This is a genomic window from Variovorax soli, assembly GCF_031454625.1.
Taxonomy (GTDB): Bacteria; Pseudomonadota; Gammaproteobacteria; order Burkholderiales; family Burkholderiaceae_C; genus Variovorax; species Variovorax soli_A.
This window is the reverse complement of sequence record NZ_JAVDRF010000011.1, coordinates 82,313-98,030: the sequence shown is the minus strand read 5'-3', so window position 1 is coordinate 98,030 and position 15,718 is coordinate 82,313. Positions and strand designations below refer to the sequence as shown.

Here is a 15,718-nt window from a genome sequence, read left to right as displayed (position 1 = left end):
CCGCCGCTGCGCGCCATGCAGTTCGTGAACGAACGACATTGCCGACGAAGGCCTCGGTGCTTCTCAGATCACGCCGCCTTCACGCAGCGCCGCGAGCTCCGTTTCGCCCACTCCCAAGGCGCCATACACCTCACCGTTGTGCTGCCCGTTGCGCGGGCCGGTGGCGGACGGCCGGACGCCTTGCCGGCCCACGAAGCGCGGCACGGGCGCCGGGCCCGGCACACTGCCGAACTGCTCGTCGGGCAGATCGATGAAGGCGCCGCGCGCCTGCATGTGCGGGTCGGCCTGCAGGTCGGCGATCGAATACACCTTGCTGTAGGGCACCTCTTCGCGATCGAGCCGGATGCTCAAGTCATCGAACGGAAGGCTGGCGCACCAGTCGGCGATGCTGCGGTCCAGCGCCTCGAGGTGCCGGATGCGCGCGGCGTTGTCGGCGAAGCGGGCGTCCGCGAGCAGGTCGTCGCGGCCCATCGCCCGGCAGATGCGCGCGAAGATCAGTCCGCCGGTGCCCACCAGCGTGAGCCACACGCCATCGGCTGCGCGGAACACGTTCGAAGGCGCGGTGTAGGTGGCGCGCGAGCCGGTGCGCTCTCGCACCACGCCGCCGATACGGTACTCGGCCGCCAGCGGGTCCAGCAGGCGCGACATCGCCTCGGTGGCCGACAGGTCGATCTCGGCGCCTCGCTGCTGCCTGGGCGGTAGCGCGTTGCGTTCGGCCAGCGCGGTGCTGATGGCGAAGGCGCCGAACAGGCCCGCCACCACATCGCCCAGCGGATAGTTCATGTGTTGCGGCGGCCCGCCGGGCTCGCCGGTGAGATGTGTGAAGCCGCTCATCGCCTCGAAGATGCGCGCGAAGCCCGGCCTGCGCGCATAGGGGCCGGTCTGGCCGAAGCCGGTGAGGCGCAGCACGATCAGCCGCGGATTGGCCTCGTGCAGCGTCCCGATGTCCAGGCCCCATGCGTCCAGCGTGCCGGTGCGGAAGTTCTCCACCAGCACGTCGAAGCCGGCGATGAGCTTCAGGAACAGCGCGCGGCCGCCGGGCTTGCGGACGTCCAGGGAGATGCCTTTCTTCCCGCGATTGGCGGTCTTCCAGAACAGCGGATGGCCCTCGTGCACCGGCGTCAGCCCGCGCAGGGGGTCGCCCCCGGTCGGCAGCTCCAGCTTGACGACTTCCGCACCCATGTCGCCGCACAGGGTCGCCGAGAAAGGCGCTGCCAGGACCGTCGCCATGTCCAGGATGCGCACCCCGCTCAGGGGCGCCTGGTGAGGATTCGGATTCATCAATTGGCCTTCAGGTCCACGCGCTTGAGCACCGGGTCCCAGGCCTTGCGGTCCGTGCCGATGCGCTTGTCGAAAGCCGCGAGCGAGGGGTCGAGCGGCGTCGCGCCCAGCTTGCCCAGCTTGTCCTTCACCGAGGGCGACGCCATGACCTTGGCCAGCGCCTTGCGCAGCGGGCCCAGCGCGGCATCGGGCGTGCCCTTCGGCGCGACGATGCCCATCCACAGGCCGCTGTCCAGGCCCTGCAGGCCCAGCTCGGCGAAGGTGGGCACGTCGGGCACCGAGGGCGATCGGGCGCGGCCGGTCTGCGCGAGGATCCGGATCTGCCCACCGCTCATGTAGGGCAGGGTGCCGCCGAGGTTGTTGCACATCACCGGGATGTGCCCCGCGATCACGTCGTTCACCGCCGGCGCGTTGCCCTTGTAGGGCACGTGCTGCAACTTCGTGCCGGCTTGGTGGTTGATCATCTCGCACACCAGGTGCGAGGGCGTGCCCACGCCCGCGGAGCCGAAGGCGAGTTGCCCCGGCTGGGCCTTGTCGGCCGCGATGAGGTCGGGCAGCTTCCGGTACGGCGTCTTGGCGTTGACTGCGATGACGTTGGGCAGGTCGGCCACGAGCCCGACGGGCACGAAGTCATCCACCGGGTTCCAGTTCAGGCCCTTGTGCACGTAGGGAAGGAAGATGTTGGTCAGGCCCGCCATCAGCAGCGTGTAGCCGTCGGGCACGGACTTGGCCACGAACTCGGAGCCGATCAGGCTGCCGGCGCCGGCCTTGTTCTCCACCACGATCGGCTGGCCCAGGGCATTGCCCATTTCCAGCGCCACTTCGCGCGCCACCAGGTCGGTGCTGCCGCCGGCAGGAAAGGGCACCACCAGCTTCACCGGCCGATCGGGAAAGGCGGCCAGCGCCGATGCGGCGGCCAGGCCGAGCGCGAGGCCCAGTCCCAGCCGCCTGGCCATGTGCGAGAGCGTCGTCGGCAAGTTCTTCATCATCAGTCTCCAGGAGGGTCGGTTTCAGGTTTTCAGAAAGCGGCGCCCGAGCGTGGCACGGTGCAGTTCGGAAGCGCCGTCGTAGACGCGGAACGGACGCAGTTCGCGCAGGATCAGCGCGACGGGCGCGTCCTCCGACATGCCCAGTGCACCGCACATCTGCGCCGCGCGGTCGGCGATGCGGTGCAGGGCTTCGGAGACGAAGACCTTGGTCATGGCCGACTCGGTCTTCACCGGCAGGCCTTCGTCCATGCGGCGCGCGCAATCCAGGCTCATCAGCCGGCTGGCGTGCAGGTCGATGTGGCAGTCGGCCACCATCGCCTGGATCTGCTGGAGATCGGCCAGGCGCTCGCCGAAGGACGTGCGCTCGCAGACATAGGCCTGTGCGATCTCCAGTGCGCGGCGCGCGCGGCCCAGGAGGCGCAGGCAATGCGACACGCGCGCCGGCTCCAAGCGCGCCTGCGCATACGCGAAGCCCTGGCCCGCCTCGCCCAGCACGGCGTCCCCGTCGACGCGGCACGCCGTGAAGCGAAGCTCGCCGTGGCCGCCGACGGCGTACGGATCGATGGCCCGAATGGCGCGCACCAGCGCCAGCCCGGGATTGCCCATGTCCACGATGAACTGCGTCGGCCCCTCCTCGGTCTGTGCCAGCACGATGCAGAAGGCCGCGCCCACGGCACCGGTGATGAACCACTTGTGGCCGTCGATCACCCATCCGCCGCCCTCGCGCCGCGCGGTGGTGCGGAGCATCGAAGGGTCGGAACCGGCGCCGGGCGCCGGCTCGGTCATGGCAAAGCACGAACGGACGCGGCCTTCGGCCAGCGGACGCAGGTAGCGCAGTTGCTGCGCTGGAGTGCCCTGTTGCAGCAGGCTGATCATGTTGGGCTGGTCCGGCGCGGCGCAGTTGAGCGCGGCCGGCCCGAGGTAGCTGCGGCCGGCCTCCTCGAACACCGCGGCGCGCTCGGTCCACGACAGTCCCAGTCCGCCTTGCGCCGCCGGCATCTGCGGCAGGTACAGGCCCCACTCGCGCGCGATGGGGCGCAGCTGCGACAGTGCGTGGTCCAGCGCAGCGGGATCGTGCACGTGCGCATGCGATTCGAGCGGAATGCAGTGCCGCTCGACGAAGTCGCGCACCTGCGCGATGTCCACCCGGCCGCTCATCGCATCCCCGCTTCGCGCAGCGCCAGTTTCGCGATATTGAGCTGGTGGATCTGGCTGGTGCCTTCGTAGAGGCGGAACAGGCGCACGTCGCGGTAGTAGCGCTCGATCGGGCTGAAGTCGGCCACGTAGCCGGAGCCGCCGAACATCTGCACCGCACGATCGGCCACGCGGCCGCACATCTCGGAAGCGAAGTACTTGCACATCGAGGCCGAGAGGGCCACGTCCTCGCCGAGGTCGCGCGCACGGGCCGCCTCGAGGATCATCGAGCGCGCCGCGTAGATCTCGGTGCGGCTGTCGGCGATCATGGCCTGCACCAGCTGGAAGTCCGCCACTGCCTGGCCGAACTGGCTGCGCCGGCTGGTATGCATCATCGCCAAGTCCAGCATGCGGATCGCCGGGCCCGTGCAGAGCGCCGCCAGATGAAGCCGCTGCTTGTTGAGCACCTTCATCACCGTCTGGAAGCCCGTGCCTTCTCGCCCGCCGATGAGCTGGCTCGCAGGCACGCGGCAGTCGTCGAAATGCACATCCGACACGAAGGAACCGGCCTGGCCCATCATGCGGTACGGCTCGCCCGTCGTGAGGCCCGGACCGCGTTCGACCAGGAAAGCGGAGACGCCTTTGCTGCCTTTCGACCCCAGCTCGGTGCGGGCGATGACGGTGAAGACATCCGCGACCGGCGCATTGGTGATGAAACGCTTGCCGCCATTGAGCACGTAGTGCTCGCCGTCGCGTCGCGCGGTCGTCTGCACGTTGCTCGCCTCCGAGCCGGCCTCGGGTTCGGTGAGCGCAAGGCAGCCGGTGAGCTCGCCGGTGGCCATGCGCGGCAGCCAGCGCTGCTTCTGCTCCTCGGTGCCGTCCGCCACCAGCGCTTCGGAGCCGATGCCGGTGTTGGTGCCGACGCGGGCGCGCAGTGCGACCGACGACTGCGACAGCTCCATTGCGCACAACACCAGTTCCTCGGTGGTGAGGCCCAGGCCACCGTAGGCCTCGGGAATGCTCCAGCCGAAATAACCTTTGCGGCGCAGTTCGTCCACCAGCTCGGGCGGGATGTCGTTGTCGCGGCTGACCTGATCCTCCAAGGGATGCCAGCGTTCACGGACGAAGGTGCGGATGTCGCCCAGCAGGGCCTCGAGGTGTGCGGTGTTCCGGATCATGATGCCCGCGACTTTATGAAGCAGGTCCACAATTCGCAGCACTCGATTTCAATTATTGAAACCACGATTCGCTCGATGCCTCGCGCCGCCCACAATCGCCGCCAGAACATGAAGGACTCCGACGACCTTCGCCGGCTACGGGCCGAAGACCCCTATTTCTCGGGGACGCTCGCCAAGGGCCTGCTCATCCTGCAGACCTTCGTGAGCGATCCGCGCGCACATGCCAACAGCGAGCTCGCGGCCAAGCTGGGCCTGTCGCGGCCGACCGTCTCACGCCTATGCCGCAGCCTGCTCACCATGGGCTTCCTGGATCACGATGACCGGCTGGACCGCTACTTCATCGGCCCGGCAGCCGTGGCGCTGTGCTATCCGTACATCATCAACACACCGATGCTGGGCATGTTGCGGCCGGCCATGCAGCAGCTGGCCGACCGCATCGAAGGTGCGGTATCGGTCGGCGTGGCCACCGATCTCGACGTGGTCTATCTCGAAACCTGCGCCCACGAGGGCGGCACACTCAAGCGGCCCGGTGTCGGCGCGGTCCGAGGCATCGTCGAAACGGCGATGGGCCGGGCCTGGCTCGCGCAACTGCCGCCGGCCGAGTGCCAGGCATTCCTCGGCCGCGTGAAGCGCGAGCGGCCCGACGAGTACGCGCGCTGCAGCGAAGGCGTTCGCGAAAGCCTGGCGCAATACACCAGGCGCGGCTTCTCGATCAACCTGGGCGACACGGGTTTCGGGGTGCTCGCCGCGGGCGTGGCCGCGCGCATCCGCTACGGGCCCCGTCGGCTGCTCTTCAACTGTGCCGTGCCGGGCCTGCACTGGAAGAAGTCGCGACTGCTGGACACCATCGGCCCGGGGCTGGTGCAACTGGTTGGCGCGGCCGATCGGCAATCCGGCTTGCGTTGAGCCGCTGAGGCCGACCTGCTCGCTGGCGGCTGCCGCGAATGCGGCGATCCGTCGTGGCCCATGCGCTGAAAGCCATGTGTCGATGGCTTGAGCGCGCCCCGGGAATCTTCTCAGCAGGCATCGCACTCTCCACGTTTGGAGCGACGCTGGAGGCTCACGCCTCGAATGCCCATGCAATATATTTCTGAAGAGGCATTCACGAACAGGCGCTTTTCCGCGCCGATTCAAGCGCATCTCTCTCCGACCCAGTGCACGGTGTATTCCCTACACAAGGGTTTACCAGCGAAATCGAGGCATTTTCATGTGCGCTTAATACTTCATGTGCGCATCAGGATGCGTTCCAAAAAATGCATTTTGGTGCATGTTCCCTTGTGCGGAAGGAGACCCATGAAAACTCATCAGCATTGGCTGCCGGTAGCAGTCCTCGCGGGCTTGCTTGCAAGCGGCTGTGGCGGCGGAGGCCACAACGCACCTCCGTTCATCATCGGAGGCACGGCGCCGCCGCCGGTCGGCACGCCCCCGCCAGCCACCGCCGCACCACTGGCATGCGACGACACGCTCAAGGCGAACTTCAAGCCTGACGCCAATACGAGCGTGGTTGCGGTCAGGTCGTTCAAGAAGGGAGACCCGCTCCTCTTGAGCGGCTCGGCGACTTCGACGACTGCGATGGCGGCGAATGATGTGTGCATGGTCAAGCTCAACGTCGGACCGGGGAACGCCGGGCCTGATGGGGCGCCTTCCACGTCGCCTGGCATCGGGATCGAGATCTGGCTTCCTTCGAAGACGGCCTGGAATTCGCGCGTTCATGCGCTGGGAGGCGGTGGATGGCAAGGAGGTCCGGCCGGCAGTGCGACGGCGATTGCGAGCACGGCCGCTGCCGACGTTGCCGGAAAGGAAGGCGCCGTCTCGTCCACCACGGACACCGGTCATGCGTCACTGGCGGGCGGCTCGTTCGCGATGAATCCGGACGGCACGATCAACCAGACGCTGTGGACCGACTTCGCCAGCCGAGGCATCCATGAGCAGGCGGTCAAGACGAAGGCCCTGGCCACCGCCTACTACGGGACGGCGCCCAAGTATTCGTACTGGGACGGCGGCTCGACGGGTGGACGCCAGGGCTTGAACCTGGCACAGAACAACCCGACCGACTTCGACGGCATCATCGCCAACTATCCTGCGATCAACTGGAGCAGGTTCATCACGGGCGAGTTGTACCCTCAGATCGTTTTCCAGCGTGACCTTGGTGGCGTTGCGCCGACGAAGGCCCAGCAGGACCTGGTTTCCAACGCGGCCATCGCCGCATGCGACGTGGTGGGCGGCCAGCACCTCGGCTACGTTCTCGACCCCGCGTCCTGTGCGTATGACCCGACGACGGATCCGACGGTTCTCTGTCCGTCGGATGGGGGAACGAACGGGACGAGCGCGTGCGTCACGAACGCGCAGGCCACGGCCATCAACAAGGTCTGGTATGGCATGACCGGCGATGGCTCGGTTCCGGCGCCCGCAACCGACAACGGGTGGTCCGAAGCTTCGTCCGCCGTGTTGCTTGGCTCAGGCATCCATCGCTGGTACGGGCAGGCGCGGGGTACCTCGCTGTACGGTGCATTCTTCTCTGTCTTCGGTCTGAACGGTCTCACCAGTCCGAACGGCGCGTTTCCGATCGCGTCGGACCAGGTGGCGCTTGAACTGCAGAATCCCACGATTGCCGACCCCACTTTCGTGAATGCGACCGGCAACGGTCAATCGCTTTGGAAGCAGCTGAGCTACGCACAGCTGAGCAATGCCTACGACCGCGGCGTGGCGCTGCAACCGCAGTTCGGGAACATCAACACGGACAACCCTGATCTCTCTGCATTCAAGAATCGGGGCGGCAAGATGATGACCTGGCATGGCTTGGCCGATGAACTCATCATGCCGCAGGGCTCGGTCAACTACTACCACAGCGTCGTTGGGAAGATGGGGGGCTTGAGCAATGTGCAAAGCTTTTACCGGCTCTATCTGGTGCCAGGCGCTGGCCACGGTGACCCGAATGGAACGTCGAATCCGGGCGCAGAGATTCCCTTTTTCACACCGACCCAGTTCTACGACGCACTGACGGCCTGGGTGGAAAAAGGCACGCCGCCGGATGCGTTGACGCTCCAAGCCCTGAGCAGCACGGCGACAAAGACTCGTCCCATCTGCGTGTATCCGAAGAAGATTGCCTACACCAGCGGCAACGTCGATTCGGCGACGAGCTATACGTGCTCCTGAATGTCGGCGAGCCAGGCGGCCAGCGAGGTGCCGAAGAGGGCTGAGGGCACTGTCTTGCGAACGACCAGTTCGCCCGCGTGCGGTGCGAGCTGCTGCACGAGCCCCAGCCTCGACCAGCGCGCGCGTGGCTGCGAACCCCAGCCGATGTGCGAGATCGCATAGGCCTCGGGGTCGCAGAAGGAGGCCATGTAGTCGGTCAGGAGCTCGGCGTCGAGGCCGCCCTCGATCTTCGTCGCATAGCCCTTCTCGACCGTGAGCACGATGCGGTCCGCGGCGTAGGCTTTCTGCGGCAGCAGGATGTCGCCGCGGTCGATCACGATGCGTCCGCTGGCGCCGCCTTCGTCGGGGAAGGTCAGGACGAAGCCGCCGATCTATCCGCTGATCGTGGCCTTGAACAGCGTGCCCAAGGTCGCCGTGGCGCCGCTGTTCGTGATCTGGCTCGGCACTGGCTCCGAACCGAAGATCGCTGGCTCTACGGCATCCTCGCGTGGGCGGAGCGGCGCGCGACGCCGTGGCGGCGACCCGGCTGAGCGCCCGCGAAGCTTGCGAAGCAAAGGTCCGCAACGGCGAGTTGGCAAGAAGCGTGATAAAGCCCTCAGCCGCGCGCCCGCAAATGGCGCATCGGAAGAATTTCGTAGCGTGCACCGCCCGCTACCACCATCGGGTCCTGGGAGGTCAAGGTCTCGATTTCCTGATCGTCGCCGATCCGATAGAGCGACATGCCCCATCCGCCGGCCGGATCGTCTACCGGCCCGTGCGCGACGACGAGGCCTTGGTCCAGAAGATCATTGAGGAACGCGCCATGCCGCTTCATCAGGTCGCCTTCGGTCGGCGTCATCGACGCAAGAAAGTCCGCGCGGGGGGGCAGGAACTTGCACAGGTAGTACTTCATGAGGAATTTCCCTTGCGGCACCAGGGTGCCGAGCGTTCACGATCTTCTTTCGTGAGATGAGCTCAAGCCAGGCAGCAGTCGCATTTCACCGGAAGCCGGTGTAGCTGTTCATCCAGCACCGACTTCCTTGTGCGCAGCACCGGGGACGCCGCCGCTACCTGGCCTCAGTTCTTTGCGCAGAATTTTTCCTACTGCGGATTTGGGCAAAGCTTCCAGGAAGGTGATGTGGCGGGGCACCTTGTAGGCGGCAAGGAGCCTGCGGCAGTGCGCCTGCAATTCCTCGGCCTTCAAACCTGGCGTGCGGCCGACGACGAACAGGTGGGGCGCCTCTGCCGAACGCTCGTCCGGCACCCCCACGCACGCGCATTCGAGCACGTCAGGATGCAGGGCGACCACACCTTCGATCTCGTTGGGATACACGTTGAAGCCGGAGACCAGGATCATGTCCTTCTTGCGGTCGACGATGTACATCAAGCCTTGCGCATCCATGGTGACCACATCGCCGGTGCGAAACCAGCCGTCCTGCGTGAATGACTTGCGCGTCTCGTCCTCGCGGTTCCAGTAACCGGCGAAAAGCTGCGGACCCTTGATCAGCAACTCGCCGGGCGTGCCGAGTGCAACCGGTTCCCCCGCATCGTCGACGATCTGAACGTCGGTGGAGGGCACCGGTGCACCGATCGTGCCGCTGCGGCCGAGCGCATTGAAGGTGACGCTGGGCGATGTCTCGGTGAGCCCATAGGCTTCGGTGATGGGCGGGCCGCCGGCTTCGGCCCACTTGGCGGCGACCGCCGCCTGGATCGAGGCGCCGGCGCCGACCACCACCTTGCAGCGGGAAAAATCGATGCTCGACAGCTCGGGCAATGTCACCAAGGCATTGAACATGGTGTTAACGCCGATCAGCATGTCGAAAGGCGCCCTCTCGAGTTCGGCGCAGAGCGATCGGGTGTCGCGCGGATTGACGACCAGGCGGTTGTGGGCTCCGCTGGCAAGAGCCGTCAATGCCATCCCGAGCGGATAGATGTGGTACAGCGGCAGGGGCGTCACCAACTCGAAATTGTCGAGGTCGAGATTCAGTCGCAGCCATGACTGCATCTGCAGCGAGCTGGCGAGGACACTGCGGTGCGTCAGGCACGCGCCCTTGGAAACGCCCGTCGTGCCGCCGGTGTATTGCAGGAAAGCAAGGTCGGTGGAACGGACTTGCTCGCGGGCGAACTCGGCGTCTGCCAACGCAGACGTGGCAGCGCCCAAGGTGACGATCCGAGGGTCCTGGTTCGCTGCTGAGCCCGGCTCGCAGGCCGTTGCGAACAGTGCTTCCTTCACCCCTTGCATCGGCACGCTCACGATATACCGAAGCTGTGTCTGCTCCAGAATCTCGGCCACGAGGCCCATGAACGGCTCGGCAGTGACCATCGCGGAAGCCCCCGAATCGGCCAGCTGGTACTGAAGTTCGCGCGCCGTGTAGAGCGGATTCATGGTCACGCCGACCAGGCCCGCGCGCAGGATGGCGGCCAAGGCCACGGGGTAAACGAGGTTGTTGTGCAGCAGGAGGGCCACCCTGTCTCCCCGCTGGAGACCGGCCGCCTGCAGAGACCGCGCGAGCAGTGCCGAGGCATGCTCGACCTGGGCGAAAGTCAGCGATTCGCCGGCGCAGGTCACTGCCGTTCTGGCGGCGTGCCTTGTGAAGGCCCGCTCGAGCGAGGTGACGAGGGTTTCGCTTTCATCGAGGAAGAGGTCGTGGGGAAGCCCTGCGGGGTAGGAGGCATGCCAGAGTCGGTGTTCCATGTGTGATTTCCTTCGTGCGATCCGGGGGCTCACGACAGCGCTTCGCGAACGAAGTCCATCCGGTCCTGGCCGAAAAACATCTGGTCGCCGACGAAGAGCGTGGGCGCGCCGAACGCGCCGCGCTCGACGGCTTCTTGCGTCGTGGCCTTCAGGGCGGCCTTGACCTCGGGGTCCTGCGTCAGCCGATCGATCTCCGCGGGATCGAAGCCGCCCTCGATCAGGATGCGGGCCGTGAGTTGCGCATCGTTCAGGTTGAGCGCGTCGATCCAGAGCGCCTTGAACACGCAGCCCAGCAGCTGCTGCAGCCGCTCGGGGCTGCGCAGCTGAATGCCGGCCACCGCCCGCATGAGGAACAGCGTGATGATCGGAAAGTGCGGATTGCCCTGGAATGGAACGCCATATCGGCGCGCATGGCGCTCGTAGTCGATCTGCGTGTAACGTCCCTTGGCGGGAATGGTGGCCGGCGAGGCGTTGCCCGTGGCCTGGTAGACGCCGCCGAGCAGCATCGGCCGGTAGACGAGGTCGGCGTCATGGCTGGCGCACAGGCCAGGCAACTGCGTCCACGCGAGGTAAGACGCGGGGCTGCCGACATCGAAGAAAAATTCAACCGACTTGCGCATTCATGACTCCTTTAAGCTAACGTGCGTTTGATAAACGTAAGCTATGTGATTAACGAAGTTCCGTCAACGGGGTTTCACTGGGTTTTTCTGTGATTGACAAACGAACGTTCAACATTTAACGTGCGATGACTGAACGGACGTCTGTTAAAAGGAGAACACATGGACCCATCAACCAGCCCCCGCGGTGTGGCTCTCGTCGTCGGCGCCGGTGACGCAACCGGCAGCGCCATCGGCGCGCGCTTCGCCCGCGAGGGCTACGTCGCATGCCTGACACGGCGATCGGCCGACAAGCTGGAGCCTGCCGTCGAGCGCATCCGCAAGGCCGGCGGCCAGGCGTTCGGCTACGGCAGCGATGCGCGCAAGGAGGAGGACGTTGTCGCCCTCATCGACCAGATCGAGAAGGAGCGCGGCGCGATCGAGGTGATGGTGTTCAACATCGGCGCCAACGTGCCCAGCAGCATCCTGGAGGAGACGGGGCGCAAGTACATGAAGATCTGGGAGATGGCCGCCTTCAGCGCATTCCTGAATGCGCGCGAGGTCGCGCGCAGGATGGTCGCGCGGGGGCGTGGCACGATTCTCTTCACCGGCGCGACGGCAGGCATCCGCGGCTCGGCGAACTTCGCCGCCTTCGCCGGTGCCAAGCATTCCTTGCGCGCACTGGCCCAGAGCATGGCGCGCGAGCTCGGTCCGCGGGGTATTCACGTGGCCCACATCGTGGTCGATGGCGCGATCGACACGGAGTTCATCCGCAGCAACTTCCCCGAACGCTATGCGCTCAAGGCGCAGGACGGCATCCTGAATCCCGAGCACATCGCAGAAAACTACTGGTACCTGCATACCCAGCCTCGAGACGCCTGGACGTTCGAGATGGACCTGCGCCCCTACATGGAAACCTGGTGAGAGACACATGAAAACACGCATCACTGAACTCTTCGGCATCCGCCACCCGATCATCCAGGGCGGCATGCACTACGTCGGCTTCGCCGAGCTCGCCGCGGCCGTCTCGAACGCCGGCGGGCTCGGGCTCATCACCGGGCTGACGCAGAGGACGCCCGAACTGCTGGCCAAGGAAATCGCCCGCTGCCGCGAGATGACGGACCAGCCTTTCGGCGTCAACCTCACCTTTTTGCCGACCCTTTCTTCGCCGCCTTATCCCGAGTACATCGCTGCGATCGCCGAGGGCGGCGTTCGCATCGTCGAGACAGCGGGGCGCAGTCCCGAGGCCTACATGCCCGCGCTCAAGAAGGCAGGCATCAAGGTCATCCACAAGTGCACCTCCGTGCGCCACGCGCTCAAGGCCGAAGCGATCGGCTGCGACGCCGTGAGCGTGGATGGTTTCGAGTGCGGCGGCCATCCGGGCGAGGACGATCTGCCGAACATGATCCTGCTGCCGCGCGCGGCCGAGGAGCTGAAGATCCCGTTCGTCGCCTCCGGCGGCATGGCCGACGCGCGCAGCCTGGTGGCGGCGCTGGCACTGGGCGCGGAGGGCATGAACATGGGCACGCGCTTCGTGGCCACGCAGGAAGCACCGGTTCACCAGAACGTGAAGGAAGCGATCGTGGCGGCCACCGAGCTCGACACGCGGCTCGTGATGCGCGGCCTGCGCAACACGGAGCGCGTCCTGACCAACTCGGCCGTCGAGCAATTGATCCGGATCGAGAAGGAAAAAGGCGCCGATCTCAAGTTCGAGGACATCATCGACCAGGTTGCGGGCATCTACCCGCGCGTGATGCTGCAAGGCGAGATGGATGCCGGCGCCTGGAGTTGCGGCATGGTGGTCGGCCTGATCAACGACATTCCGACCGTGCAAGCGCTGATCGATCGCATCATGGAGGAGGCCGACCAGCTGATCACGCGTCGGCTCGGCGGGCTGGTCGAAGCCGTCGCGGCTTAGGCTATGGGGCACGGCCGGTTCACTCCGGACAATGAGCCGGTCGAGGTCAACGGAGCCTTTGCGGCGATCGCGATCGCCTTGCGCGGCGAGCTGAAGATCGGCATTGGTGCTCGCGCGCTGCTTCGAATCGGAACGCTCCCGAAAGGAGATCCGAGAAGCTCGGCCACAGCCTCATCTCCGAACTTCAAGGCGCTGATGGACGAGTCCCTCGACATCCTGGCCATCCCGCAATGAAACCCGCGACGCAGCGCGTGCAAGTCACGCGCGAGGGGCTCCTCGACGACGCGTTCGTGGCGAAGGTCTATGCGCAGCTCCCCGCCGGCGCCCGCCTGCGCTCCGTCGAGGAGCTGGAAGTTTCGATCGACGCCATTCTGTCGCAGCACGAGCGCGATGCACCCGTTCTCGTCTTCGGCTACGGCTCGCTGATGTGGAACCCTGCGATGGATCATGTGGACGTGCGGCCGGCGAAAGTCCAAGGTTGGCACCGTAGCTTCTGCCTGCGTTCGATCATCGGGCGCGGCTCGCCGGAGCGGCCCGGACTGATGCTCGGGCTCGACCGGGGCGGCGCCTGCCATGGCATGCTGCTGCAGATCGACGCAGGCAAGGTGCGTGACGAATTGCGGGTGCTCTGGCGAAGAGAGATGCTCACCGACGTCTACGAACCGCGATGGGTGGTGGCGCGCTTGGGCCGCACGCCGGTGCGCGCGATCACCTTCACGGTCAACCGCTCGCATCCTCGTTACATCAAGGGACTGCCGGTCCAGGAAATGGCGCAGATGATCAACACGGGAGCGGGCAGCCTGGGGACTTGCCGCGAGTACTTCGACGCCACGGTCGAACAACTCGCGGCGCTGGGCATCCGCGACGCCGGGATGGAGCGCCTGCGCGCCGCAGCGGGCTGAAGCGCCATCGCACGGGTCGGGCTCTCATCGCCTGCGCGCGCACTTCCTTTCGCAGGGTTCTGGTAGTGTTCGGCGGCAATGGCAGCGACGCTGTGGCGCCGCCATCAAAAGAGTTCGACGACCGGTTCCATCAACGTGGACGACCCGGCCCGGATCTCGCGGCAAAGCGCCGCCGTCTGGGGCAGCAACCGCTGGTAGTAGAAGCGCGCGGTTGCAATCTTCGACGCATAGATCGGGTCGGTGGACTCGGCGTGCCTGAACGCGACCTCGGCCATTCGGGCCCATATCCAAGCGAGGGCCAGGTGCCCGACCAGGCGCAGGTAAGGCGCTGCGGCGGCGCCAGCCGCATGCGGGTCATTCGCAGACGCGTCGACGAGCTCGCTCGTGAGTTGCCTGACTTCGGCGACCAACTGGGTGAGCGGCTCCGTGAATTCGCGCATTGCCTCGCGCGGGCTGCAGATTTCGGCGAATGCGCCGGCCATGTCGAGGAAGGCACCCATCTGGCGGCCCTGGTCGGGCAGCACCTTGCGCCCGAGCAGGTCCATCGCCTGCACGCCGTTCGTGCCCTCGTAGAGCCCGACGATCCTTACGTCCCGCAGGTGCTGCTCGACGCCGTTCTCGCGGATGTAGCCATGCCCGCCGAACACTTGCATGGCGAGCAGCGTGGATTCCACCGCAAGGTCGCTGGACAGCGCTTTCACGAGCGGTGTCAGCAGTCCGAGCAGTTCGGCCGTCTCATTGCGTTGGACGGGGTCGGGGTGAAGCCGCTGAAGATCGCTCAGCTGCGCCGTCCATAGCGCCAGTGCCCGCGCGCCTTCGATGTTCGCTTTCTGGGTGAGCAGCATGCGGCGCACGTCGGCATGTCCGATGATCGGGTCGGCGACTTCGCCGGACGATCTCGCCCCGCTGGCGCGACCCTGCAGGCGCTCTTTCGCGTACGCCAGGGCCTTCTGGTAGGCCGCTTCCATCAGGCCGATGGCAATCATGCCGACGAGCACGCGCATGTGGTTCATCTGCACGAACATGCCGGCCAAACCCTTGTTGGGCGTGCCCAGCAACCAGCCGGTTGCGCCGTCGAAATTGATGGTGCAGGTCGAGTTGCCGTGGATGCCCAGCTTGTGCTCGATCGAGCCGCAGACCACCGCATTGCGTACGCCGGCAGCACCGCTTGCGTCGGGCAAGAATTTAGGGACGATGAAAAGCGAAATGCCCTTCACGCCGGGCGGCGAGTCCGACATGCGCGCGAGCACCAGGTGCATGATGTTCCCGGTCAGGTCTTGCTCGCCGCCCGAGATGAAGATCTTGCTGCCGGTGATGCTGTAGCTGCCATCGGGCCGGGCCACGGCGCGGGTTCGCATCAGGCCCAGATCGGTGCCCGCGTTCGGCTCGGTCAGGCACATGGTGCCGGCCCACTCGCCCGAGGCGATCTTCGGCAGGTAGAGTGCCTTCTGTTCCTCCGATCCGTTGGCGGCCACGTTCACGTAGGTGGCATGCGACATGCCGGGATACGACGCCCACGCCATGTTGGCGCCGCCGAAGACTTCATAGACCGCATTGGCCACCACCGAGGGAAAGCCCTGGCCCCCGTACTCGGGGCTGCACGCCAGTCCGGCCCAGCCGTTCTTCGTGAACTCGTCGTAGGCTTTCTTGAAGCCCGGCGGCGTCTGCACCACGCCGGCCGAAGGCATGCTGCAACCGTGCTCGTCGCCCGGCGCGTTGAGCGGCGCAATCACCTCGGAGGCAAACTGGCCGGCCGCGGTGAGCACCTGGTCGATGGTTTCGGCGTCGAGTTCCGGCTGGCCGCAGGCCTCCAGCATGGCCGGCACCTGGAGCAGTTCGTGCAATACGAACTGGATGTCTCGAAATGGGCTCTGGTAGGTCATGGGGATG

General features: G+C 66.0%; 14 protein-coding genes and 2 pseudogenes. 7 read left to right on the top strand and 9 right to left on the bottom strand.

The annotated features are described in order from the left end of the window. Positions 1-63: 63 nt before the first annotated feature. The 4 genes from J2739_RS21735 to J2739_RS21720 are packed head-to-tail and all read right to left on the bottom strand — an operon-like array spanning position 64 to position 4,582. The gene (locus J2739_RS21735; RefSeq protein ID WP_309905482.1) at positions 64-1,281 is read right to left on the bottom strand and encodes a CaiB/BaiF CoA transferase family protein; all 1,218 of its coding nucleotides are present in this window, start codon (positions 1,279-1,281) and stop codon (positions 64-66) included. Further along, complete coding sequence (locus J2739_RS21730; protein WP_309905481.1) at positions 1,281-2,267, bottom strand: Bug family tripartite tricarboxylate transporter substrate binding protein; 987 nt, start codon at positions 2,265-2,267, stop codon at positions 1,281-1,283. The genes J2739_RS21735 and J2739_RS21730 overlap by 1 nt, the downstream gene beginning before the upstream one ends. A gap of 24 nt (positions 2,268-2,291) precedes the next feature. Further along, complete coding sequence (locus J2739_RS21725; protein ID WP_309905478.1) at positions 2,292-3,428, bottom strand: acyl-CoA dehydrogenase family protein; 1,137 nt, start codon at positions 3,426-3,428, stop codon at positions 2,292-2,294. Next, positions 3,425-4,582 carry an acyl-CoA dehydrogenase family protein gene (locus J2739_RS21720; protein WP_309905477.1) on the bottom strand — a complete coding sequence of 386 codons (1,158 nt, stop codon included), beginning with the start codon at positions 4,580-4,582 and terminating at the stop codon, positions 3,425-3,427. The genes J2739_RS21725 and J2739_RS21720 overlap by 4 nt, the downstream gene beginning before the upstream one ends. Positions 4,583-4,690: 108 nt before the next feature. Between J2739_RS21720 and J2739_RS21715 the strand changes: the two genes are divergently transcribed. After that, a complete protein-coding gene (locus tag J2739_RS21715; RefSeq protein WP_309905475.1) occupies positions 4,691-5,488 on the top strand; it encodes an IclR family transcriptional regulator in 798 nt (265 codons plus the stop codon). 387 nt (positions 5,489-5,875) lie between these two features. Then, on the top strand, positions 5,876-7,738 hold the full coding sequence (locus tag J2739_RS21710) for a tannase/feruloyl esterase family alpha/beta hydrolase (protein ID WP_309905473.1): 1,863 nt from the start codon (positions 5,876-5,878) through the stop codon (positions 7,736-7,738). A gap of 83 nt (positions 7,739-7,821) precedes the next feature. Here the strand turns inward: J2739_RS21710 and J2739_RS21705 are convergent. Continuing rightward, positions 7,822-8,103 (bottom strand): annotated as a pseudogene (locus tag J2739_RS21705) (2,5-dihydroxypyridine 5,6-dioxygenase NicX family protein); the annotation flags it as partial. A gap of 4 nt (positions 8,104-8,107) precedes the next feature. Between J2739_RS21705 and J2739_RS21700 the strand changes: the two are divergent. After that, a pseudogene (locus J2739_RS21700) lies at positions 8,108-8,206 on the top strand (ABC transporter permease); the annotation flags it as partial. A 127-nt stretch (positions 8,207-8,333) separates the two neighbouring features. Here the strand turns inward: J2739_RS21700 and J2739_RS21695 are convergent. From J2739_RS21695 to J2739_RS21685, 3 genes are all read right to left on the bottom strand, one after another. After that, positions 8,334-8,630, bottom strand: a complete 297-nt coding sequence (locus J2739_RS21695) for a YciI family protein (protein ID WP_309905472.1) — start codon at positions 8,628-8,630, stop codon at positions 8,334-8,336. Positions 8,631-8,738: 108 nt separating this feature from the next. Further along, complete coding sequence (locus J2739_RS21690) at positions 8,739-10,412, bottom strand: AMP-binding protein (protein WP_309905470.1); 1,674 nt, start codon at positions 10,410-10,412, stop codon at positions 8,739-8,741. Positions 10,413-10,441: 29 nt separating this feature from the next. Beyond that, a complete protein-coding gene (locus J2739_RS21685; protein WP_309905467.1) occupies positions 10,442-11,032 on the bottom strand; it encodes a 2-hydroxychromene-2-carboxylate isomerase in 591 nt (196 codons plus the stop codon). Between the two features lie 159 nt (positions 11,033-11,191). On the opposite strand from J2739_RS21685, the gene J2739_RS21680 reads away from it, so the two are divergent. Genes J2739_RS21680 through J2739_RS21665 form a run of 4 tightly spaced genes read left to right on the top strand, consistent with a single transcriptional unit; the run spans position 11,192 to position 13,828 of the window. Beyond that, positions 11,192-11,932, top strand: coding sequence for an SDR family oxidoreductase (locus J2739_RS21680; RefSeq protein ID WP_309905466.1), 741 nt, complete (start codon positions 11,192-11,194; stop codon positions 11,930-11,932). 7 nt (positions 11,933-11,939) lie between these two features. Then, positions 11,940-12,926, top strand: coding sequence for an NAD(P)H-dependent flavin oxidoreductase (locus tag J2739_RS21675; RefSeq protein ID WP_309905463.1), 987 nt, complete (start codon positions 11,940-11,942; stop codon positions 12,924-12,926). 3 nt (positions 12,927-12,929) lie between these two features. Continuing rightward, positions 12,930-13,160: a hypothetical protein gene (locus J2739_RS21670; protein ID WP_309905462.1), complete on the top strand. Its 231-nt coding sequence runs from the start codon at positions 12,930-12,932 to the stop codon at positions 13,158-13,160. Next, positions 13,157-13,828, top strand: a complete 672-nt coding sequence (locus J2739_RS21665; protein WP_309905460.1) for a gamma-glutamylcyclotransferase — start codon at positions 13,157-13,159, stop codon at positions 13,826-13,828. Before J2739_RS21670 ends, J2739_RS21665 begins: the two co-directional genes overlap by 4 nt. Positions 13,829-13,932: 104 nt before the next feature. On the opposite strand, the gene J2739_RS21660 is transcribed toward J2739_RS21665, so the two are convergent. Beyond that, positions 13,933-15,711, bottom strand: coding sequence for an acyl-CoA dehydrogenase C-terminal domain-containing protein (locus J2739_RS21660; RefSeq protein ID WP_309905458.1), 1,779 nt, complete (start codon positions 15,709-15,711; stop codon positions 13,933-13,935). Positions 15,712-15,718 lie beyond the last annotated feature (7 nt).